This window comes from Azospirillum cavernae, assembly GCF_003590795.1.
Taxonomy (GTDB): Bacteria; Pseudomonadota; Alphaproteobacteria; order Azospirillales; family Azospirillaceae; genus Azospirillum; species Azospirillum cavernae.
This window is the reverse complement of record NZ_QYUL01000001.1, coordinates 280,564-300,837: the sequence shown is the minus strand read 5'-3', so window position 1 is coordinate 300,837 and position 20,274 is coordinate 280,564. Positions and strand designations below refer to the sequence as shown.

Sequence of the window (20,274 nt, the reverse complement as noted above, 5' to 3'; positions counted from 1 at the left end):
GCTTCCTGGGGGCCATCACTTCACCCTTTTGACAATAGCCGCGAGAACTTCAATTTCCCCATGGGCCGCCGACCGGGGCGCGTAAGACCCGACCCATTCGCCCGCCGTGAAGGCGTCGACATGGGCGGTGCGCTGGCCGATGGCCGGGGCGACCGGCTCGCCAAAATCATGGAGGACCGCCTCGATTTCCTTGCCAGCGGCGGTGCGGCGGTCAACCCGCGACGGCACCAGCAGACAGGCGGGACGCCCGTCGTCGCGCAAGGCCCGCGCGCGCTGCAACAGCTCAATGGCCTTGGTCGTCGCCTTAAGGTCGGCGCCGCTGGCCGTCACCGGCACGACAAACAGGTTGGCGGCGACCAGGGCGTTGAGGATCGCGTCGCTCAATTGCGGCGGCAGGTCGATCACGACGAAATCATGATCGGCCTTCAGGCGATCAACCTCCGCGCCCCAATTCGCCGTCCCCCCACTCTCCACACCGTTCGCGTGGCTGGCGCCATGCCCCGTGCCTTGCGTCTCTTCAAAGGGAAGCGCGTGCACCGTCAGGCCCAATTGGCCCTTGGCGCCCCAGTCGCTGGCGGTGCCCTGCCCGTCGGCGTCAACGACGGCGACCGTCGCCTTCCCGCCGTTTCGCAGCGCGCACGCCAAGTTGATGGCCACCGTGCTTTTGCCGGTGCCACCCTTCAGATTTCCAACAGCGATGATCTTTCCAGACATAGGAAAAACGGTATCGCAGATATCAGACCAAAGAAAAGCGCAGACATGGTCAAGGGGGTGCAATCCCTAGAGATTTTTTGGCGGCGCAGCAAAGCCAGGGGCGACCGGGCCGCCCCTGCGCAACGAAAGGACGCATCACCAACCAAGCGGGCCAAACTTTCCCCGACAAGGGCGGCGCAACACACTTGTCGGGACGGTTTGGCTAGGGACTTTCCGGCGGCGTTGGTCAGCGCTCGGCGAATCGGCCTACGCCGTCGGCAAAGCCCCCGTCAGACGGTCGCGAAGGCGGCGCGATCACCGCGCCAAACTGCGCAGCACCGCGTTCAGAACCCCGCCATTGCGGTAGTAATCCACCTCGTCCACCGTGTCGATGCGCAGGAGCAGGCTGTGGTTCTCCCGCGCGCCATCGGCGCGGGTCAGGGTCAGGATCATGTCCTTGCGCGGGCGCAACCCCTCCTCGACCCCGGCGATGTCGAAACGCTCCGACCCGTCCAGCCGCAGGTCGGCGCGGGTCAGCCCGTCCATGAACTGCAAGGGCAGGATGCCCATCCCGACCAGATTGGAACGGTGGATGCGCTCGAAGCTCTCGGCGATGACCGCCTTGACGCCCAGCAACCGGGTTCCCTTCGCCGCCCAGTCGCGCGAGGACCCCGTGCCATATTCCTTCCCGGCGACGATGACCAGCGGCGTCCCTTCCTCCGCGTAGCGCATGGCGGCGGTGTAGATCGGCAGCCGCTCGCCCGAGGGGTAATGGCGGGTCTCGCCGCCCTCGACGCCGGACAGCAGCTCGTTGCGGATGCGGATGTTCGCGAAGGTCCCGCGCATCATCACCTCATGATTGCCGCGCCGGGCGCCGTAGGAGTTGAAATCCTGCGGGCGGACCTGATGGCCGATCAGATAGGCCCCCGCCGGGCTGGTCGTCTTGATCGACCCCGCCGGGGAAATATGGTCGGTGGTGATCGAATCGCCGAACACAGCCAGCGCGCGGGCGCCCCGCACGTCCGACACCGGATCGGGCGTCGCGGTCAACCCATCGAAAAAGGGCGGGCGCTTCACATAGGTGGAGCTGTCCTGCCACTGATAGGTCTGCCCCTGCGCCGTGGCGATGCTCCGCCACGCCTCCGGCCCCTGGAAGACGTTGGAATAGCGGTCGCGGAACATCGCGGCGGTCAGCGACGCGTCGATAACCGCCTGAACTTCCTGGTTGGTCGGCCAGATGTCCTTGAGATAGACCGGCTGCCCGTCCGCCCCGAATCCCAGCGCGTCGCGGGTCAGATCAACCCGCAAATTGCCCGCCAGCGCGTAGGCGACGCAGAGCGGCGGCGAGGCGAGGTAGTTGGCGCGGGTGTGCGGGTTGACGCGGCCTTCAAAATTGCGGTTGCCCGACAGCACGGCGGCGACCACCAGATCGCCCCCCTCCACCGCCGCCGCGACGGCGTCGGGCAGCGGACCGGAATTGCCGATGCAGGTGGTGCAGCCATAGCCGACGACGTTGAAGCCAAGCTGATCCAGGTAAGGCTGCAACCCGGCCTTGGCCAGATAATCGCTGACCACCTGCGATCCGGGGGCCAGCGAGGTTTTGACCCAGGGCTTTTGCCGCAACCCTTTTTCCACCGCCTTTTTGGCGACCAGACCGGCGGCGACCAGCACGGCGGGGTTCGACGTGTTGGTGCAGGAGGTGATGGCGGCGATCACCACCGCCCCATGCTCCAGACTGAAATCACCGCCCGTCACCGGAACCGCCTTGTTCGGCTCGGCGGCTTTGAAGGAGCCGGTCAGTTCGGCGGCGAAGCTGGACGCCATGTTGGACAGGGCGACGCGGTCCTGCGGGCGACGCGGACCGGCCAGCGACGGTTCGACCGTCGCCATGTCCAGTTCCATCACCTCGGTGAAAAACGGATCGGGGCTGTCGGCGTCGCGCCACATCCCTTGCGCCTTGGCGTAGGCCTCAACCAGCGCCACCCGGTCGGCGTCGCGCCCCGTGAAGGTCAGATAGCGGATGGTCTCGGCGTCGATTGGGAAGATGCCGCAGGTCGCGCCATATTCCGGAGCCATGTTGGCGATGGTGGCGCGGTCGGGCAGGCTCAGGCCGTCAAGGCCCGGCCCGAAAAACTCGACGAATTTGCCGACCACGCCCTTTTTGCGCAGCATCTGGGTGACGGTCAGCACCAGATCGGTGGCGGTGTTGCCCTCTTTCATCCGCCCGGTCAGCTTGAAGCCGACGACCTCGGGAATCAGCATGGAGATCGGCTGGCCCAGCATCGCCGCTTCCGCCTCGATCCCGCCGACGCCCCAGCCGAGCACGGCCAAGCCGTTGACCATCGTGGTGTGGCTGTCGGTGCCGACCAGCGTGTCGGGGTAAGCCACCCGGTGGCCCGACGGGTCGGCGTCGGTCCACACCACTTGGGCCAGATGCTCGATGTTCACCTGATGGCAGATGCCGGTGCCGGGCGGCACGACGCGGAAATTGTCAAACGCCGTCTGGCCCCAGCGCAGGAAGGCGTAACGCTCCAGATTGCGCTCGAACTCGAAGGCGACGTTCTTGGCGAAGGCGTCGGCGCTGCCGAAATAATCGACCATCACGGAATGGTCGATGACCAGATCGACCGGCACCAACGGGTTGATGCGGGTCGGATCGCCGCCCAGCGCCACCATCGCCTCGCGCATCGCCGCCAGATCGCAGACCGCCGGAACGCCGGTGAAATCCTGCATCAGCACGCGGGCCGGGCGGTAGGCGATTTCCCGATCCGACCGCCGGTCCACCAGCCATTGCGCCACCGCCGTGACGTCCGCGACGGACACCGTGCGGCCATCCTCAAAACGCAGAAGATTTTCCAGCAGCACTTTCAGCGAAAAGGGCAAGCGCGACAGATCGCCCAGCCCCGCCTCTTCCGCCGCCTTCAGGCTGAAATAGTCCCAGCTTTGCCCGGCGGCTTCAAGGGAACGGCGGGTCTTCAGCGTGTCCTGGCCGGTGGCGATGGTCACGGGACGTCTCCATGGGCGGGGGTGGTCGTCAGCGAGGATCTCGCCTGGATGATATGGATCGCCCCTGCCCGCTTTGGACGTTCGCGCGCGCTAGACTTTCGCCATACGGCCAGTTGGCCGATGCCGCGCCACCGTGACCAGGAACACCAGCATCGAGGCGATGGTGAGCAACGCGCCAACCTGCGCCAACACCTCCGTCTGCCCGCGAATCGCCAGAATGATTCCCGGCGTGAACAGGATGGTGGCGACGACCGACAGGCCAAAATGCAGCCGCGCCAGCGGGCGAGCCGACGCCTCCGGCACAAGGTGATAGTAAAAACCAAAAATCGCCATCGACACCCAACCCAACAGGTTGAGATGGGCGTGGGCCGGGGAGAGGGAATGATCCTGCGCCGCCGCCATCACGACGCCGCTCACCATGCCAAGCAGCGCGCACAGCGCCGCAATGAGAAGAAACCAAAAAGCCACACCGCGCATGTTTCAATCACCCTTCAGACAACAATGATGCGCGGACAATTTAGCGTGTGAACATCACGTCCGAAACCTCAATGGTCTTACAGGCTGATTTCACAGCGAACATGGAGCTGTAACCAACCGTGGAACGAGTGAGCGGTCGCCGTCGTCAACCCGGCTTGATCGCGACATAGCGGCAAAACCGCAGACCATTCCCCAGTACCGACAGGCGCGACCACCACAGATTCAGTTCCCGCGCCAGCGCGCGCAGGACCGGGCCGGTGGGGGCACAGTTTTTCAGCGTTTCGCCCAGCTTGCGCACCCGTTCAATGATTTGGCGGCGGTGCAGTTGCGTCAAGTCTTCGCTGATGCGCAAATCCAGGTTGCGTTGGGTGAGTTCATCGGCCAGACGGGTTCCGGTCCAGGGATAGACCTCCATCGGCTCCTCTTCCCGCCATGTGTTCCAATTGTCCCAGGAACCCGGCGTGCCGTCGATGACGTAATCGAACATCAGGATGCCGCCCTTGGGCTTGACGCAATCGCCGATGCGGTCGAGGAACGCCTCCTTGTCACGGACCCGGTGCATGACGCGGTCGGCCATCACCAGATCAAAGCTGCCCGCCTGGTTGAAATGCTCCGGGTCATAATGGGTGATCGGCGCCTTTTTCGACACGCCCAGCGCCTTGGAACGGTCCATCGCCAGCTTGGCCAGGAGCGGTGACGGCTCCAACCCCGTCACCCAGGTGTCGCAGGTGTTGACCAACGCCCGCGCGGCCCCGCCCAGCCCGGCGGACAGATCCAGCACGCTCTTGGCCGCGTTCAGGCCAAAGGGCCGCACCGAATCGACCATCCATTGCGAATCGCCCGGCCCGGTCAGATCCTCCCCCCACAGCAGTTGGGCGCCCTCGCTGCGGGCGGGCGACCACACCGGCTCGCCATGACGGTCAAGCTGCATCAGGGACAGACGGTCCAGTTCCGGGTTGCCCGTCTCGGGCGCGGGCGCTTCCGCCGCCGCTTCGACCGCCAGCGCGGCGGGCAAGGGCGAGGTCGGCCCGGCGACCGGCAGCCCACCGGCGCCGCCCACGGCGTTGACCGGGCGAAAGTTCGGGCGACGATCAAAGGACGAACGGCTGGACGAGCGCGGCGACTGGCGCGGAACGCGGGACAGGTCATAACCCTCCCACCACGCCGCCAACCGGGTGCGCCAATTCGGATTCTGCCATCGTTCGAGATCGCGCGGAACCAACGTCATATCCTCCGCCCATCCGCCCAGTTAAAAAGAATTTTAATTAAATTTTCGGATAGCGCCCTCGCCATCTTTTCTTCTTGTTTCTAGAAGTAAGCGCGCCGATGTTGTCTGTCAAGAAACCAATATTTAACGATTTCCTTTTGGTTGTGACTAATTCAGAGAAAATTTTATCTAGTTTTGTCCTGGTTGAACTGTTGCGGGGCGACGGGCGGCTGCCTATAGTCCGCCCGCAATCAACGGAGGGCTTCGGCGTGCCGCAAGAGACCGGCAATCCCTGGACGGTGCTGACCAGCACGACCAAATACGAAAACGCCTGGATCGAGGTGGTGGAGCACAAGGTGCTGACGCCCAAGGGAAATCCCGGCATTTACGGCGTCGTCCGCCCGCGCGGCGTCGCCACCGGCGTCGTGCCGATCGACGATCAAGGCCGCGTCACCTTGGTTGGCCAGTACCGCTTTCCGTTGGAACAATACAGTTGGGAAATCCCGGAAGGCGGCGGAGACAAAAGCGTCGATCCGCAGAAATCCGCCGCGCGCGAGTTGCTGGAGGAGACCGGACAGACCGCGCGCCACTGGTTGCCCTTGATGACTCTGCACCTGTCGAACTGCATCACCGACGAGGTCGCCCACACCTTCCTCGCCTGGGGGTTGGAGCAGGGAACCCCCTGCCCCGACGACACCGAGGTTCTGGCCGTCCGCCGCGTGCCCTTCGCCGAGACGGTGGCGATGGCGATGCGCGGCGAGATCACGGATTCCATGGCGGTGGCCAGCCTGTTCAAGGTACAGCTCATGGCGCTGGACGGCTCGTTGCCCGATGAGGTCGCCCGGCTGATCCGCCCCTGACTCCGGGTTCCCCATGCTGTTTGCGACAGGCAACGGCGACCTTGCGGTCGCCATCGATTTCGAAACCGCCAATGAATCCCGCACCAGCGCCTGTTCCATCGGCGTCGCCTGGATCGAGAATGGCCGGGTGACGGCGACCGAAGAGCATCTGATCCGCCCGCGTGAGATGCGCTTCAACCCGTTCAACTCAGCCATCCACGGCATCCGGGCCGACGACGTCGCCGACGCTCCAGAATTTCCCGCCGTCTGGGCGCGGCTGCGCGAGCGGCTGGATGGCCGCCTGATCCTGGCCCACAACGCCGCCTTTGACCTCAGCGTGCTGCGCCACACCCTGACCGATTACGGGTTGGTCTGGCCGGTGTGCCCCTATCTGTGCACGGTGACGCTGGCACGGCGGGCGTGGCCAACGCTGACGGCGCACAAGCTGAACCATCTGGCCGATTTCCTCGGCATCGCCCTGGAGCATCACCGGGCGGGCAGCGACGCCGAAGCCTGCGGGCGGATCGCGCTGGCCGCCACGCAAGAGTTGGGGTTGAGCGGGTTGGCGGCGATCCCCAAAGGCGCCGGCATCACCTTTGGTCAGCTCACCCCCGACGGTTACACCGCCTGCAAGGGGGCCAAGGCGCCGTCGCGCCGGGCAAAAGCGGCGGTCCAGGGATAAGCGACGCGCCGGCCGCTTGATCGCGGTCAAGGCGATGGACGATTGACCGGGATGGAATGGCGCTCATGACCACGCCGCTTCTGCTCGCCGCCACGCTTCTGTTTCTCAGCCACGCCGCGCCGTCCTGGCCCGGGGTTCGCCCCGCTTTGATCGCGCGGCTGGGACGTCCCGGCTTCATTGCCCTGCATTCGTTGGGATCGCTGGCGACGCTGGCCCTGTTCGTTTTGGCCTACCGCGCCGCTGATGGTGGGGAGGTTCTGTTCACCCCGACGGGTTGGGCGGCGCCTCTGGTGGTCGTCGTCATGCCGCTGGTCTTCTTGCTGCTGGTCGCCCGGATCACCACGCGCTTTGGCGCCCTCGACGCCCCCAACCCGCCGCGCGGGATCTACCGGATCAGCCGCTGTCCGGGCAGTCTTGGGCTGTTGGTGTGGGCGCTGCTGCATCTGAACGCCACCGGCGACGGGCGGCGGGTGGTTCTGTTCGTCACCATGGCCGCCATCGCCCTGTTCGCCATCGTCAAAAATGAGATCATCCTGAGCCGCAGCTCCGGCGGTCAAGCCTTTCGCGCGGCAACCCGTCTTTTGCCCAGACCCGAGCCAATCGGCGGATGGATCCTGGCGATGGGTGAAATCGGGTGGGCGCGGTTGGTCGGCGGCGTTGCGGCCTATTTGGCGATGCTGACCGCCCATCCCTGGCTGTTCAGCGTCAACCCGCTCTATTGGCTGGGGTGATCGCGGCGTCGCGGCTTCGTCACGCCATGCGAGGCGTGAGGTTTAACACCGATGAACACAGATAAACACAGATGAAAGATGATGATCTTGCGCACTTCATCGCCTCGGGTCTGATCTCCCCAGGCGATGACAGCCGATCCTTGTTCATCGGTGTTTATCTGTGTTCATCGGTGTCAAATATTAAAAAGGCACCCCGTCACTCCGCCGACAGGCTGACCGCTTCCATGCCCTTTTCGCCCTGACGGACGGTCATCCGCACGCGCTGGCCATCGTCCAGACCGTGCAGACCGGCGCGTTCCAGCGCGCGGGCGGGGATGAAGACGTCGCGGCCACCGGCGTCCGGGGTGGCGAAGCCAAAGCCCTTGCCGCTGTTGAACCACTTGACCGTGCCGGTCATTTCCGAGGTCGGACCGGCGTCCGCCGACCGACGGGGGGCCGCGCCGCGCGGCCCGGCGTCGCGCCCGCCATCGCGCGCGCCAAAGCCGCCCGGACGAGGGCCGTAATTGCGCTCGCCGCCACGGTCGCCGAAGCCGCCGCGATCACCCCCGCGATCCCGGAACCCGCCACGATCTCCTCCACGGTCGCCGCCCCGATCGCCCATGCGCGGGCGCGCGGGCATCGCGGTGGACAGATCGACGGAGTGCAGAACGCTGACCTGCTGGCCCTTGCGGTCCTCGACCAGATCGACCACCACGGTGGCCCCCTCCGGCAAGGTCGCGTGCCCGGCGGGAACGACGATGGAGGCGGGAATCAGCGCGTCCTTGCCCGCCGGACCAAGCGTGACGAAACCAAAGCCGCGCTCCGGGTCGAACCACTTGACGGTGGCCGTCACCTGGGTGCCGACGACGTTGGGTTGGCGATAGACATGCTGACGGGGCGGCGGCTGACTCATGGGGATACCCAAACTCCGGCGGAACAGAAACGGCGCCCTCAAACCTCGCGGCGAACCTCGCAGGCGGGCGCAATCATCACACATCGCCCGTTGCGGGCCGCTTGGCAAGCCGCCATGACGCGAATCGGGGTTTTCCCCCGTCGATTTCTGAAAAACCGCCCGCAGAGCGCCACTCGACGGCTGCCGCGCAAAGGCGTTCCGGCCATGCGCGTTGCTCATTTCGCAGGCAGACGCCGGGCGTCGTAGAGTGCGGGCCGCTTCAACCATCGGTCTTGTCATCATCATGCTTGCAACGTTGGCCGCGCTCGGCACCGCGCTGTGTTGGGCGACCGGCGGTTTGATCGCCATCGGCCCGGTTCGGGCGCTCGGCTCCATCGCCTTCAACCGGCTGCGCCTGTGCGTGGTGTCCTGCGGGTTGTTGGTCGCCACCGCGTCGTTGGGCGGCTGGCAAACGCTGGACGCCAACGCCGTTCTGATGCTGGTTCTGTCCGGCGCCACCGGCATCGTGATGGGGGATCTGGCGCTGTTCTGGTCGCTCAGCCGCCTTGGCCCCCGCCGCAACGTCGTGATCTACGCCGCCAACGCTCCGCTGACCGCGCTGCTGGGCTGGGTCGTGTTGGGTGAGGCGCTGGGTCCGTGGACGACGCTGGGAATCGTCCTGGTGACGCTGGGGGTGATGCTGGCGGTCGCCCTGCGTTCTGGCTCCAGCCATTCCTGGGAAGCCGTGCAGGGCAGTCTGCTGGCGGGCGTCTGCGTCTGCCTGATCGGCGCCTGCGGGCAGGCGGTCGGCTCGATCATCGCCAAGCCGGTGATGGCGGCGGGAACCGATCCGATAGCGGCGGCGGCGGTGCGGGTGACGGCGGCGGCGATGATGCTGACGCTGATCGGCCTGTTGCCGGGCCAGACCCTGGGCTTTGGCGGCAAACTGACGCCGCGCATCGCCCTTCAAGTCGTGGTGAATGGGTTCATCGGCATCGGGCTTGGAATGACGCTGCTGCTGGTCGCCCTGGCGAACGGCAACGCCGGGGTGGTCGCCACCCTGTCTGCGCTCAGCCCGGTTTTGATTCTGCCGATGCTGTGGCTGTGGACCGGCCAACGTCCAGGTCTGGGGGCCTGGGCTGGCGCCGCCGTCGCCGTCGCCGGGGTGGCGTTGATCGTCAACCGCTGAGAATTGGCGCTGAGGAACGCGCGCCCTTACGCGTCGGTCCCCTGCGCCACCGCCGTTTCCAGTCCCCCCGGCACGGCGCCGTGCAGCGCGTTCGAAGCGCGGTTGACCGCTTCGCGCACCTGCTCCTTCAGCGCCAGCGCGTCGGGCCGCTCCTGTTCGCAGGCGTGCTGAAGCGAACGCGCCAGCCGCGACAGCTCGACCAGCCCCAGATTGCCCGCCAAAGACACCATGGCGTGCGCGTCGAACCCGGCGTCCTTCAGCCGTTCGGCCTCCAGAATGCGGTCGATGCGCAAGGCCAACTCGCTCATCGTGCCGATGATGAAGCGGGGCATCGCCTCCGGCCCCAGCGTCTCCGCCAGCGTGTCGAGCTTGGCCCGGTTCAGCACCGGGTCGGCGGGCGTCTCCACCCCGGCCAGCACGGCGGCCTGGGCCTCCGGCTCCGCGCCAAGCCAGCGGTCCACGGCGCTCAACAGGGTGTCGCGGTCAATCGGTTTGGTCACATGGTCGTTCATGCCCGCGTCCAAGCAGCGCTGCAACTGGTCGGCCAACGCGTTGGCGGTCAGGGCGATGATTGGGATGCTGCCCCGCTGGCCCGGCATCCGGCGGATTTCGGCGGTCGCCTGCAACCCGTCCATGCGCGGCATCTGCATGTCCATCAGGACCAGATCGAACGCGCCCGCGCGCAGCGCCTCGACGGCGGCCAGCCCATCCTCCGCCACCTCGACCGTGTGCCCGGCCTTGCAGAGAATGGACGAGGTGACGATCTGGTTCATCGGCACGTCTTCGGCCAACAGGATGCGCCCGGCGCGGGCTTGACCGCTGGCAACCGGCTGTTCGGCGACCGCGCGAATCTCGGCGGCGATGGGCAGGGGGATTTCAAACCAAAAGGTGCTGCCCACACCGGGGCTGCTCTGAAAACCGATGCGCCCGCCCATCAACTCGGACAGTTGTTTGGAGATAATCAACCCCAGTCCGGTCCCGCCATAGCGGCGGGTGGTGGAACGGTCGCCCTGGCTGAAACGCTGAAACAGGTTGGGCTGTTCGGTCAACGGAATGCCGGCGCCCGTGTCGCTGACGGAAAAACGCATCAAAGGGGCGGCGCCCCCCTCGACCGGCGTCTCCTCCCCCGACAATTGCCCAACGGAGAGCAGCACCGATCCCTGTTCGGTGAATTTCACCGCGTTGCCGACCAGATTCAGCAGGATTTGGCGGATGCGCGCCTCGTCCCCGCGCACATAACGCGGCACCGACGCGCCCAGCGCCAATTGCAACAGCAGCCCCTTTTGCGACGCGGCGTTGCTCATCAAATCCCGGCAATCGCGCATCAGCCGGTGCAGGTCGAAGGGGCGCTCCTCAAGCTCCAGCTTGCCCGCCTCGATCTTGGAGTAATCCAGAATGTCGCCGATGATCGCCAGCAGCCCCCGCCCAGCCTCGCGCTGAAGCGCGACATACTGGCGTTGCTCCGGCGTCAGATCGGTGCCGAGCAGCAGGTCGGCGAAACCGATCACCCCGTTCAAGGGCGTGCGGATCTCGTGGCTCATCGCCGCGAGAAATTCGGATTTGACCCGATTCGCCGACTCCGCTTCCGACCGGGCGTCGTGGAGTTGCGCCTCGTACCGCTTGCGTTCGGTCACGTCGCGAATGGCGGCGACGACGTTGAAGCCGCCATCGTCGTTGCGGGCCGGGCGCATGCTCGACTCCACCCACAGATAGCGACCGTCCTTATGAAGAAGCCGATGGGTGATGGTGAGGGCCGGCGCCCCGGCCTGCATCCCGGAAAAAGCGCTGAAGGCGTGTTGCTGGTCATCCGGGTGCACAAACCCCAGCGGAAGCCGATTGATAAGCTCGTCCGGATCATACCCCAAAATCTCGCGCACCGACGGCGACACATAGGCGACCGTGCGATCCGCCCGCATCACCAAAATCAGATCGGTCACATTGTCGGCCAGCAGGCGATAGCGCGACTCGCTCTCGGCCACCAGCAACTCGGCGTCGCGCTGGCGCTGCTCGCGCAGCAGCAGACCACCCAGAAACAGCGTGCCGATCGGGATCGTGATTTGCAGCGGCAGAGCGGTCTTGGTCAGCACCTCCAACGCCAGATCCCAACTGGGCAACAGGACCAGCGTGCTCAACGTCACGACGCTCAGCAGGAAGCCAAAAATCAGCAGATCCACCGCCCGCATCGGCGTGGTGCGGCGCTCGATCCAACGAGCGAAGGCGATGCCGACCAGCAGGGACAGCGTGACGTTCATCACCCCGGCCGGCATGCCGATGCCGCCCAACCACCCCCGATAGCCGCCGCCGACCAGCGCCGCCAACAGACCGGCGAGCGGCCCACCGAACAGCGTGGTCAAACCGACCAGCGGGGAACGCGCGTCGATGAAAACACCGGGCTGGATGTGGATCGGATGGACCATCGTGAAGATGACGGTCAAGCCCATGAACAGCCCGAACATGCCCTGACGGATGCGGCGGCCCCAACCGTCGGACCGGCGGATGATGAAGGTGTAGGCCAGAACGACGAAGGCGCTTGCCGCGATGTTCTCGGCAAGGTCATAGGCCACTGATGAGAAATTGCCCAGCATCGTCCCGCCGCTCGCCCATCCGCCTGCGCCATCCGTTCCGCCGTCGCCATGATGACGCAGCGCAAAAGACTGTCTTTCCTTATACCACGCGGCGCCGTCGGTGAACCGGGAAAGCTGCGGGAAACCCGGCGGCGGCGGCATGGCTGGGCGGCGTCACCCCTCGGCGTCGGGCTGATTTTCCGGGGCCGCCGCGAGGAAGGCAGGGAGTTCGCGACAGGCAGCGTCAATGCGCAGCAGGGTCGGGAAACCGTCGAGCGGGCACTCCATCCGGCGGGCGTTGTAGATCTGTGGAACCAGCAGGATGTCGGCCAACCCCGGCGTGTCGCCGTGGCAGAAACGCCCGGTCCGCGCGTCCCCGGCCAGTTTGGCTTCCAGCGCGCCAAGGCCCACGGCGATCCAATGGCGATACCAGCCATCGACCTCCGCCTGCCCATGGCCCATGGCGGATTTCAAATGCTTCAGCACCCGCAGATTGTCGAGCGGGTGGATGTCGCAGGCCACCGCCAGCGCCAGCGCCCGCACCCGCGCCCGGCCCAGCGGATCGGACGGCAACAGGGGCGGCGTCGGGTGGGTTTCGTCGAGATACTCGATGATCGCCAGCGACTGGGTCAGCGTCTGGCCGTCCACCTCCAACGCCGGGACCAGCTTTTCCGGGTTCAGCGCGGCGAAGGACGGCTGCGTCTGCTCGCCATGGCGCAGATGGACGAAGGCCATCTCCGGCTGCAAGCCCTTGAGGTTCAAGGCGATGCGCACCCGGTAGGCGGCGGAGGAGCGGAAATAGCTGTGGAGCTTCACGGGGCGGGGTTCCTGAAGGGAGGTGGTTGTGGTGCCTTGCCCCCTCCCCATCCCTCCCCCGCTTGGCGCGGGAGAGGGGGTAGGACGCTTGTCGGCCGACGATTTTACGCCGAACGATCAGACCTGCAACGCCGCCCACATGTCGCGGTCGCGCTCGGCGGTCCAGATGCGCGGGTCGCGGATGCCGCCGGACTCGTCATAGGCGCGCGAAACGTCGAACGGCAGGCAATGCTCGAAGATCACCCATTGGCCAAAACGCGGCGCCAACGCGCTGCGCGTCTGGGCGAAGGCGTCGCCCAGCGAGGCCCCCGCCGCCCGCGCCGCCGCCACCGAGCCATACATGGCCGTGAGGAACGCCTTGGTCTCGTCAATCGCCTGGGCGCACAGCTCCGGCGTGGTCAGCGCGTCGCCCCGGCCCGGCACCAGCTTTTCCGGCTTCAGCGCCGACAGGGCGTCGAGCGTCGCCGGCCATTCCTGCAAATAGGCGTCGCCGGTGTAGGGGGTGGCGCCGAACTCCACCAGATCGCCGGAGAACAGAACCTTGCTGTCGGGCAGCCACGCCACCGTGTCGCCCTTGGTGTGGCCGCGCCCAAGCTGCATGATCTCGACCCGCGTCTTGCCCAGCCACAGGGTCATATGCTTTTCAAAGACGATGGTCGGCCAGGTCAGGCCGGGGATCGAATCGGCGCCCTGGAACAGGCGGGGGAAACGGCCAAGCTCCGATTCATAATCCTGCTGGCCGCGCTCGACGATCAAATCATAGGTGTCGCGGCTGGCGATGATGTGCTCGGCCTTGTAGCCCGACGCGCCCAGCACGCGCACGGCGTGGTAATGGGTCAGCAACACGTATTTGATCGGCTTGTCGGTCACGGCGCGGACCTTGGCGATCACGTCCTCCGCCATCAGCGGCGTGGCCTGGGCGTCGATCACCATCACGCCGTCGTCGCCGACGATGATGCCGGTGTTGGGGTCGCCCTCGGCGGTGTAGGCGTAGGCGCCGGGCGCCAGTTCGGCGAAGGTGACGGTCTTCGGTTCAAGATCGCCGGTGGAGGCGAAGGCTTTGGTCGGCGCGGTGCTGGACATGGGTTCCCGTCCTCTTGTTTTCTATAATGACGTCAAAGGCCCAGATAGGCTTGGCGCACCCGCTCGTTGCTCAACAGCGCCGGGCCGGAGTCGCTCAGCACGATCTCGCCGGTTTCGATGACATAGCCACGGTCGGCGATGGACAGGGCGGCGTGGGCGTTCTGCTCGACCAGAAGGATGGTGACGCCCTCGCGTTTGAGCCGCTGCACCGCCTCGAAAATCTCGGCCACCAGCAGCGGGGCGAGGCCCATGCTGGGTTCGTCGAGCAGCAGCAGACGCGGCTTGGCCATCAGCGCGCGGCCCAAGGCGACGATCTGCTGCTGGCCGCCCGACAGGGTGCCCGCCGGTTGGTCGCGCTTGACCCGCAGCATCGGGAACATCGCGTAAAGACGCTCCAGATCGCCGTCGGGATCGCCGCTGCCCCGGCGGAAGGCGCCAAGCCGCAGATTGTCTTCGACCGATTGCGGGCCGAAAAGCTGGCGGCCTTCCGGCACCTGGATCACCCCCTCGGCGACGCGACGCACCGCCTTCATCCGGGTGATGTCGAGTCCGTCAAATTTGACGACGCCGCTCGACGCCGGGTGAACGCCCGACAGGGTGCGCAGCAGCGTCGTCTTGCCCGCGCCGTTGGCGCCGACCAGCGCCACCAGCTCGCCCTCGCGCACCGTCAGGCTGGCCGATTTCAGCGCGTGGATGCGCCCGTAATGGCTGTTCAGACCGTCAATTTCCAGAAGCATGGATCCGGTTCCTTACGGGGCCGCGCCGAGATAAGCGGCGATGACGTCGGGATTCGCCGCCACCTCCGCCGGGGTTCCTTCGGCCAGCTTGCGCCCGTGATTCAGCGCGGTGATGTGATCGGAAATCCCCATCACCATCTTCATGTCGTGTTCGACCAGGATGATGGTGACGCCGCTGGCGGCGACCGTCTTGATGACCGCGTCGATTTCCCGGCTTTCGGTGGCGTTCAGCCCCGCCGCCGGTTCGTCGAGCAGCAGCATTTTCGGCTCCGACGCCAGCGCGCGGGCGATTTCCAGCCGTTTCAGCGCGCCATAGGGCATGGAATCGGCGTCCGCCCCCAGATAGCGCGACAGACCGACGTCGGCCATCAACTGCGCCGCCCGGTCGCGGGCTTCGGAATCCTTGCGGACCAGCGAGGGGAAGCGGAACAGCGCGGGCAGCAGGCGGGTGTCCAGATGCAGATGCCGCCCGACCATGACGTTTTCCAGCGCCGTCATGTTGAAGAAGATCTGCAAATTCTGGAAGCTGCGCGACATGCCGCGCGCCGCCAGCTTGTAGGGCGCCTGCCCCGACACGTCGGCCCCGTCGAACAGCACCCGCCCGCCCGAGGGCTTGTAGACGCCGGTGACGAGGTTGAAGAGCGTCGTCTTGCCCGCCCCGTTCGGCCCGATGATCGAATGGATGTCCCCCGCCGCCACGGTGAAGCTGAGATCGCCGATGGCGAGCACGCCGCCAAACTCGCGGCTGAGATTTTCCACCCGCAGCAGGGGCGGCCCCGCGCGCCGGGCGACGGGCGCGGCGTCGGAAGACGGCTTTTGCGCTGTCAGCATGGTCATGCCCGCCTCCGCGACGGGAGAAATCCGGCCAGGGTGGGAAGCAGCCCCTTCGGCATGAAGACCATGGTCGCCATCAGGATCGCGCCCAGCACGATCTGCTGATAGTCCTGGAACACGGTCAGCGCCTGCGGCAGCAGGGTCAGCACGACCGCGCCGACCACCGCCCCGAAGGTGGAGGCCATGCCCCCGAACACCACCATCGTGACCAGTTCGATGGATTTGAAGAAATCGGCCTTGGCCGGGGTGATGAGGCCGGCGTAATGGGCGAACAGGCTGCCCGCCACGCTGGCGAACACCGCCGACAGCACGAAGACCATGACCTTGAAGCGCGCGGTGTCGACGCCGACCACCTCCGCCGCCACCTCCGACCCGTGGACCGCGCGCAGCGCCCGGCCCATCGGGCTGTCGATCAGGTTCAAGGACAGCCAGACGACGACGAACAGCAGAACGCCGACGACCCAGTACCAAACCTTTTCGCCATACAGCTCGACGCCGAAGATTTTGAACGGCTCGACCATCATGCCGTCGGGGCCGCCGGTCAGGCCGCTTTCGGTGCGCAGCACGATGGAGACGATGATGCCGATGCCCAGCGTCGCCATCGCCAGATAATGGCCCTTCAACCGCAAGATCGGCTTGGCCACGGCAAAGGCGAGGACGCCGACGAAGACCGCCCCGGCCAGCAGGGCCGCGATGGGCGGCCAGCCATAGACGCCGACCAAAACGCCCGACGCGTAGGCGCCGATCCCGAAGAATCCGGCATGGCCCAGACTGATTTGCCCGGCGTAGCCGATCAGCAAATTCAGGCCGACGCAGACCACCGCGTTGAACCCGGCGAGGATCGCCACGTCCAGATAGAAATTGTTGGTCAGGAAGACCGGCAGGACGGCGATGATCGCGCCCAGAACGGCCAGGCCGGTCAAACGGCCATGAAGAATGCGGTTCATCCGATCGATCCCCTTACACCCGCTCGGCGCCGCGTTTGCCGAACAGGCCGTTCGGCATGAAGAGAAGGACGGCCAGGATGATGACGAAGGCGACCGCGTCCTTGTAAGCGGACGAGATGTAGCCCGCGCCCAACGCCTCGGCGACGCCGACGATCAAGCCCCCGGCGACGGCGCCCGGCCCATGGCCCAAGCCCCCCAACACGGCGGCGGTGAAGCCCTTCAGCCCCAGCATGATGCCCATCTCGGTGTAGGAGAAGGTGATGGGCGCGACCACCGCCCCACCGACCGCCCCCAAGGCCGCCGACAGCGCGAAGGAGGCCAGCACCACCCGCTTCACGTCGATGCCGACCAGTTGCGCGGCCAGCCGGTTGTGCGAGGTGGCCAGCATCGCCTTGCCGGTCAGCGTCTTGTTGAAGAACAGGCCGATGGCGACGATCAGCACGCCCGCGCAGCCGACCACCCACAGCGATTGCGGTTGCATCGACGCGCCGAGGAACTGGATCGGCGTTTCGCCGGAAAAGGCGTCGAGCCGCTTGAAATCCTTGCCCCAAACCAGCTCCGCCAAGCCGCGCAGGAAGATCGACGCGCCGATGGTGATGATGATGAGGGTGACGGTGGAGGCGTCGCGCGCCCGTTCCACCGCGAATTTCGCCACGGCGACGCCGACCAGCATCGCCCCGCCGCAACCGATCAGGATCGCCAGCGGCAACGGAACGCCCGACGCGGTCAAGGTGGCCGACGCCATGCCGCCGATCATGATGAACTCGCCCTGGGCGAAGTTGATGACGTGGCTGGCGTTGTAGATGATCGAGAAGCCAAGACCGGCCAGCGCGTAAATCGCGCCGATGGTCAGCCCCGACAGCATGTATTGCAGCAGTTCCGCGAACATTCTCGTTCTTCCGCGTCTCTTTTCCCTCTCCCGCCCCGGGAGAGGGAAGGGGCCTATGCGCAGCATGGGAAGGGTGAGGGGCTATCGGGTAAGACTGGACTCCATGTTCCGGCAGCCCCTCACCCTCCCCGCCTTCGGCGGGTCCCCTCCCTCTCCCGGGGCGGGAGAGGGAGCCGTTGCGCCCCTGCCTTTACTTCACCAGCGCCCAATCGCCTTGCTTGACCTCCACCATGTGGAAGGCGTCGAGCGACAGGCCCATATGGTCCTTGGCGCTCATCGTCACGATGCCGCCGGTGCCGACATAGCCCTTGGTCTGCTCGATGGCGTCGCGCAGCTTGGCCTTGTCCGTGCCGCCCGCCCGCTTCACCGCGTCCAACGCGATCATCAACCCGTCATAGGCGTGACCAGCGAAGGTCGAGACCTCCGAGCTGAAGGCCTCCTCGTAAACTTTGGTGAACTCGACGACGACTTTCTTCTGCGGATCGCTGTCCGCCAGTTGCGAGGCCACCACCAGACCCGCCGCCGGAAGCCGAACGCCCTCCGCCGCTCCGCCCGCCAAGCGGATGTATTCCTTCGACGCCACGCCGTGCGACTGGTAGAGCGGCAGGGTGATGCCCAACTGGCGGTAATTCTTCGTCACCACCGCCGGCCCCTGCCCCAAGCCGAACACCAGAACGGCCTGCGCCGCCGCGTTGTTGCGGATCTTGGTGAGCTGCGCCGTCACGTCGGTGTCCTTGGCGCCATAGGTTTCGTCGGCCACCAGCTCGATCCCGCGCTCCTTGGCGACGGCCAGCGTCTGTTCGCGGCCCGACTTGCCGAAGCCGGAGTCTTCCGACACCAGCGCCAGCTTGGTCAGCCCGCGTTTCTTCAGATCGTCCATCACCTTTTCCGCCGCCATGCGGTCGGTGTGCGGGGTCTTGAACACCCACTTCTTCACCGGCTCGACGATCACCACCGCGCCCGCCAGCGAGATGAAGGGCACCTCGCCGCGTTCGACCAGCGGGGCCGCCGCCATCGTCGCCGCCGTCGTCGTGCCGCCGACGATGACGTCCACCTTGTCGCTTTCGATCAAGCGCTTGGTGAAGGACGCCGCCTTGTCCGCCGCCCCGCCATCGTCATAGACGGTAAGCTGCACCGTACGCCCGGCGACGCCGCCCGCCTGGTTGACGCGGTCGGCGTAGAGTTCCAGCACCTTCTTTTCCGGGTCGCCCAGGAAAGAGGCCGGGCCGGTCGCCGAGATGATCGCCCCGACCTTGATCGGATCAGCGGCTGACGCCGCTCCCGTCACGGCGCCAAGGGTGAGGCCGACCACAGCGGCCATGGTGGAGAGCAAGCGGATACGCATGGTGTCCTCCCATTTGGATGCGCCCCCGTTTTTGCGCCGGGGGACGATTTGCCAACCATAATGTTTCAAACGAAATGATTTCGAAAGAAAAAATTTGCCCTTAAGAACAAAGTGGTTTTTGCGGATGTTGCGCGCCTTGGCGGTGGAGCCGGTCGTTCCGATCCCGTTCGTCTCGATTGTCGGCGTTTCGTTTTATGACACACTTTCTTTTAACATGATGACCGTAGTGTATCATATTAATGATTGTCAAACGGAAAGTCCGGATCGGCGACTGTCCAGCCACCCCGCCGCGCGCCCGAACGGCGAACCGCCCTTGGCGCTGGCCCTGGATGGGGCAGGTTGCGTATACAGAAGCCTCGTTCCGCCCCGACAGAAGGACACCTCGTCCGCATGGCCCGCCCGCGCCGCCCCGAAGACCTTGCCGCCCAACTGCTCGACGCGGTGGCCCCCCGCGCCAAGTCGCTCATCATCACCGTCTATGGCGACGCCGTGCTGCCCCATGGCGGATCGGCGTGGCTGGGCGGGCTGATCGACCTGATGGCGCATTTCGGCATGAGCGAGCGGATCGTCCGCACCTCCGTCTTCCGGCTGTGCAAGGATGATTGGCTGGACAACACCCAGATCGGGCGGCGCAGCTTCTACCGCGTGACCGACAGCGGGACGGAGCGATTCGCCGCCGCCGAACGGCGCATCTACGCGCCGCTGGCCAGCGCGTGGGATCGCGGCTGGGACATTCTGATGGTGCCGCCCAACGCGCTGGACGCCGACGCCCGCGATTCGCTGAAGCGCGAGCTGCTGTGGCAGGGCTTCGGCGCGGCCTCCCCCACCGTGTACGCCCACCCCAATTGCGACGAGGCGGCGATGCATCGGCTGTTGGCCGGGCTGGGCGTGGCCGACAAAATCGTCCACATGAAGGCCACGCTGGACCGGGCGGGCGGCTTTGGCGCACTGCGCGATCTGGTGCGCGGCTGCTGGGACGTGGATCAATTGGAACGCGATTACGCCGCTTTTTTGGATCGTTTCCGTCCGGTCTGGACGGCGCTGGACGCCATGGAAACGCCCGAACCCCGGCTGTGCTTCGTCCTGCGCACGCTGATGATCCATGATTTTCGCCGGATTCTGCTGCGCGACCCAATGCTGCCGCAGGATTTGCTGCCGTCGGATTGGCCGGGCCAGGAATCGCGGATGCTGACGCGCAACCTCTACCGCCGCCTGTCCGCGCCGTCGGAAGCCTATCTGATGTCGGCCCTGACCACCGCCAACGGCCCGTTGCCCGAGGCCCAGCCCAGCTTCGTCAACCGATTCGGCGGGTTGACGCCGGTGGATCAGGACAGCGTCGGCACAGCCTGAACCAACGCGCCCGC

At 66.1% G+C, this 20,274-nt stretch carries 18 protein-coding genes; 5 read left to right on the top strand and 13 right to left on the bottom strand.

Features of this window, described 5'->3' with window-relative positions; genetic code table 11:
- Nucleotides 1-15 precede the first annotated feature (15 nt).
- The 4 genes from D3877_RS01415 to D3877_RS01400 form a co-directional block, all read right to left on the bottom strand.
- Complete coding sequence (locus D3877_RS01415; RefSeq protein ID WP_119829011.1) at nucleotides 16-714, bottom strand: ParA family protein; 699 nt, start codon at nucleotides 712-714, stop codon at nucleotides 16-18.
- Nucleotides 715-1,008: 294 nt separating this feature from the next.
- Nucleotides 1,009-3,699, bottom strand: coding sequence for an aconitate hydratase AcnA (gene acnA / locus D3877_RS01410; RefSeq protein ID WP_119829010.1), 2,691 nt, complete (start codon nucleotides 3,697-3,699; stop codon nucleotides 1,009-1,011).
- Between the two features lie 90 nt (nucleotides 3,700-3,789).
- Nucleotides 3,790-4,176 carry a heme-copper oxidase family protein gene (locus D3877_RS01405; RefSeq protein WP_119829009.1) on the bottom strand — a complete coding sequence of 129 codons (387 nt, stop codon included), beginning with the start codon at nucleotides 4,174-4,176 and terminating at the stop codon, nucleotides 3,790-3,792.
- Between the two features lie 145 nt (nucleotides 4,177-4,321).
- Nucleotides 4,322-5,404, bottom strand: coding sequence for a class I SAM-dependent methyltransferase (locus D3877_RS01400; protein ID WP_119829008.1), 1,083 nt, complete (start codon nucleotides 5,402-5,404; stop codon nucleotides 4,322-4,324).
- Between the two features lie 248 nt (nucleotides 5,405-5,652).
- On the opposite strand from D3877_RS01400, the gene D3877_RS01395 reads away from it, so the two are divergent.
- The 3 genes from D3877_RS01395 (at nucleotide 5,653) to D3877_RS01385 (ending at nucleotide 7,635) form a co-directional block, all read left to right on the top strand.
- Nucleotides 5,653-6,243: an NUDIX domain-containing protein gene (locus D3877_RS01395; protein ID WP_238474671.1), complete on the top strand. Its 591-nt coding sequence runs from the start codon at nucleotides 5,653-5,655 to the stop codon at nucleotides 6,241-6,243.
- A gap of 13 nt (nucleotides 6,244-6,256) precedes the next feature.
- The gene (locus tag D3877_RS01390) at nucleotides 6,257-6,904 is read left to right on the top strand and encodes a 3'-5' exonuclease (protein ID WP_119829006.1); all 648 of its coding nucleotides are present in this window, start codon (nucleotides 6,257-6,259) and stop codon (nucleotides 6,902-6,904) included.
- Nucleotides 6,905-6,969: 65 nt separating this feature from the next.
- Entirely contained in the window at nucleotides 6,970-7,635 is a 666-nt protein-coding gene (locus D3877_RS01385) for an NnrU family protein (RefSeq protein WP_119830708.1), read from the top strand.
- Between the two features lie 196 nt (nucleotides 7,636-7,831).
- On the opposite strand, the gene D3877_RS01380 is transcribed toward D3877_RS01385, so the two are convergent.
- A complete protein-coding gene (locus tag D3877_RS01380; protein ID WP_119829005.1) occupies nucleotides 7,832-8,527 on the bottom strand; it encodes a cold-shock protein in 696 nt (231 codons plus the stop codon).
- A gap of 283 nt (nucleotides 8,528-8,810) precedes the next feature.
- Between D3877_RS01380 and D3877_RS01375 the strand changes: the two genes are divergently transcribed.
- Entirely contained in the window at nucleotides 8,811-9,695 is an 885-nt protein-coding gene (locus D3877_RS01375) for a DMT family transporter (RefSeq protein WP_119829004.1), read from the top strand.
- A 26-nt stretch (nucleotides 9,696-9,721) separates the two neighbouring features.
- On the opposite strand, the gene D3877_RS01370 is transcribed toward D3877_RS01375, so the two are convergent.
- The 8 genes from D3877_RS01370 to D3877_RS01335 form a co-directional block, all read right to left on the bottom strand.
- Complete coding sequence (locus D3877_RS01370) at nucleotides 9,722-12,280, bottom strand: ATP-binding protein (protein WP_238474670.1); 2,559 nt, start codon at nucleotides 12,278-12,280, stop codon at nucleotides 9,722-9,724.
- Nucleotides 12,281-12,433: 153 nt separating this feature from the next.
- Nucleotides 12,434-13,075 carry a maleylacetoacetate isomerase gene (gene maiA / locus D3877_RS01365; RefSeq protein WP_119829003.1) on the bottom strand — a complete coding sequence of 214 codons (642 nt, stop codon included), beginning with the start codon at nucleotides 13,073-13,075 and terminating at the stop codon, nucleotides 12,434-12,436.
- A 117-nt stretch (nucleotides 13,076-13,192) separates the two neighbouring features.
- Nucleotides 13,193-14,158: an MBL fold metallo-hydrolase gene (locus D3877_RS01360; protein ID WP_119829002.1), complete on the bottom strand. Its 966-nt coding sequence runs from the start codon at nucleotides 14,156-14,158 to the stop codon at nucleotides 13,193-13,195.
- A gap of 32 nt (nucleotides 14,159-14,190) precedes the next feature.
- Complete coding sequence (locus tag D3877_RS01355) at nucleotides 14,191-14,895, bottom strand: ABC transporter ATP-binding protein (protein WP_119829001.1); 705 nt, start codon at nucleotides 14,893-14,895, stop codon at nucleotides 14,191-14,193.
- 12 nt (nucleotides 14,896-14,907) lie between these two features.
- Complete coding sequence (locus D3877_RS01350) at nucleotides 14,908-15,732, bottom strand: ABC transporter ATP-binding protein (protein ID WP_238474669.1); 825 nt, start codon at nucleotides 15,730-15,732, stop codon at nucleotides 14,908-14,910.
- The gene (locus D3877_RS01345) at nucleotides 15,729-16,676 is read right to left on the bottom strand and encodes a branched-chain amino acid ABC transporter permease (protein ID WP_119828999.1); all 948 of its coding nucleotides are present in this window, start codon (nucleotides 16,674-16,676) and stop codon (nucleotides 15,729-15,731) included. Before D3877_RS01345 ends, D3877_RS01350 begins: the two co-directional genes overlap by 4 nt.
- A gap of 13 nt (nucleotides 16,677-16,689) precedes the next feature.
- Entirely contained in the window at nucleotides 16,690-17,565 is an 876-nt protein-coding gene (locus D3877_RS01340) for a branched-chain amino acid ABC transporter permease (RefSeq protein WP_119828998.1), read from the bottom strand.
- Nucleotides 17,566-17,755: 190 nt separating this feature from the next.
- Nucleotides 17,756-18,910 carry an ABC transporter substrate-binding protein gene (locus D3877_RS01335; RefSeq protein WP_119828997.1) on the bottom strand — a complete coding sequence of 385 codons (1,155 nt, stop codon included), beginning with the start codon at nucleotides 18,908-18,910 and terminating at the stop codon, nucleotides 17,756-17,758.
- Between the two features lie 390 nt (nucleotides 18,911-19,300).
- On the opposite strand from D3877_RS01335, the gene paaX reads away from it, so the two are divergent.
- Entirely contained in the window at nucleotides 19,301-20,260 is a 960-nt protein-coding gene (paaX, locus tag D3877_RS01330; RefSeq protein WP_119828996.1) for a phenylacetic acid degradation operon negative regulatory protein PaaX, read from the top strand.
- Nucleotides 20,261-20,274 lie beyond the last annotated feature (14 nt).

What these genes read in the sequence shown, in the direction of transcription:
- D3877_RS01390 (WP_119829006.1), top strand. Translation starts at nt 6,257, where the DNA reads ATGCTGTTTGCGACAGGCAACGGCGACCTTGCGGTCGCCATCGATTTC.
- D3877_RS01345 (WP_119828999.1), bottom strand. Translation starts at nt 16,676, where the DNA reads ATGAACCGCATTCTTCATGGCCGTTTGACCGGCCTGGCCGTTCTGGGC.
- paaX (WP_119828996.1), top strand. Translation starts at nt 19,301, where the DNA reads ATGGCCCGCCCGCGCCGCCCCGAAGACCTTGCCGCCCAACTGCTCGAC.
- D3877_RS01335 (WP_119828997.1), bottom strand. Translation starts at nt 18,910, where the DNA reads ATGCGTATCCGCTTGCTCTCCACCATGGCCGCTGTGGTCGGCCTCACC.
- D3877_RS01400 (WP_119829008.1), bottom strand. Translation starts at nt 5,404, where the DNA reads ATGACGTTGGTTCCGCGCGATCTCGAACGATGGCAGAATCCGAATTGG.
- D3877_RS01360 (WP_119829002.1), bottom strand. Translation starts at nt 14,158, where the DNA reads ATGTCCAGCACCGCGCCGACCAAAGCCTTCGCCTCCACCGGCGATCTT.
- D3877_RS01355 (WP_119829001.1), bottom strand. Translation starts at nt 14,895, where the DNA reads ATGCTTCTGGAAATTGACGGTCTGAACAGCCATTACGGGCGCATCCAC.
- D3877_RS01380 (WP_119829005.1), bottom strand. Translation starts at nt 8,527, where the DNA reads ATGAGTCAGCCGCCGCCCCGTCAGCATGTCTATCGCCAACCCAACGTC.
- D3877_RS01405 (WP_119829009.1), bottom strand. Translation starts at nt 4,176, where the DNA reads ATGCGCGGTGTGGCTTTTTGGTTTCTTCTCATTGCGGCGCTGTGCGCG.
- D3877_RS01340 (WP_119828998.1), bottom strand. Translation starts at nt 17,565, where the DNA reads ATGTTCGCGGAACTGCTGCAATACATGCTGTCGGGGCTGACCATCGGC.
- D3877_RS01375 (WP_119829004.1), top strand. Translation starts at nt 8,811, where the DNA reads ATGCTTGCAACGTTGGCCGCGCTCGGCACCGCGCTGTGTTGGGCGACC.
- D3877_RS01385 (WP_119830708.1), top strand. Translation starts at nt 6,970, where the DNA reads ATGACCACGCCGCTTCTGCTCGCCGCCACGCTTCTGTTTCTCAGCCAC.
- D3877_RS01370 (WP_238474670.1), bottom strand. Translation starts at nt 12,280, where the DNA reads ATGCTGGGCAATTTCTCATCAGTGGCCTATGACCTTGCCGAGAACATC.
- D3877_RS01415 (WP_119829011.1), bottom strand. Translation starts at nt 714, where the DNA reads ATGTCTGGAAAGATCATCGCTGTTGGAAATCTGAAGGGTGGCACCGGC.
- D3877_RS01350 (WP_238474669.1), bottom strand. Translation starts at nt 15,732, where the DNA reads ATGACCATGCTGACAGCGCAAAAGCCGTCTTCCGACGCCGCGCCCGTC.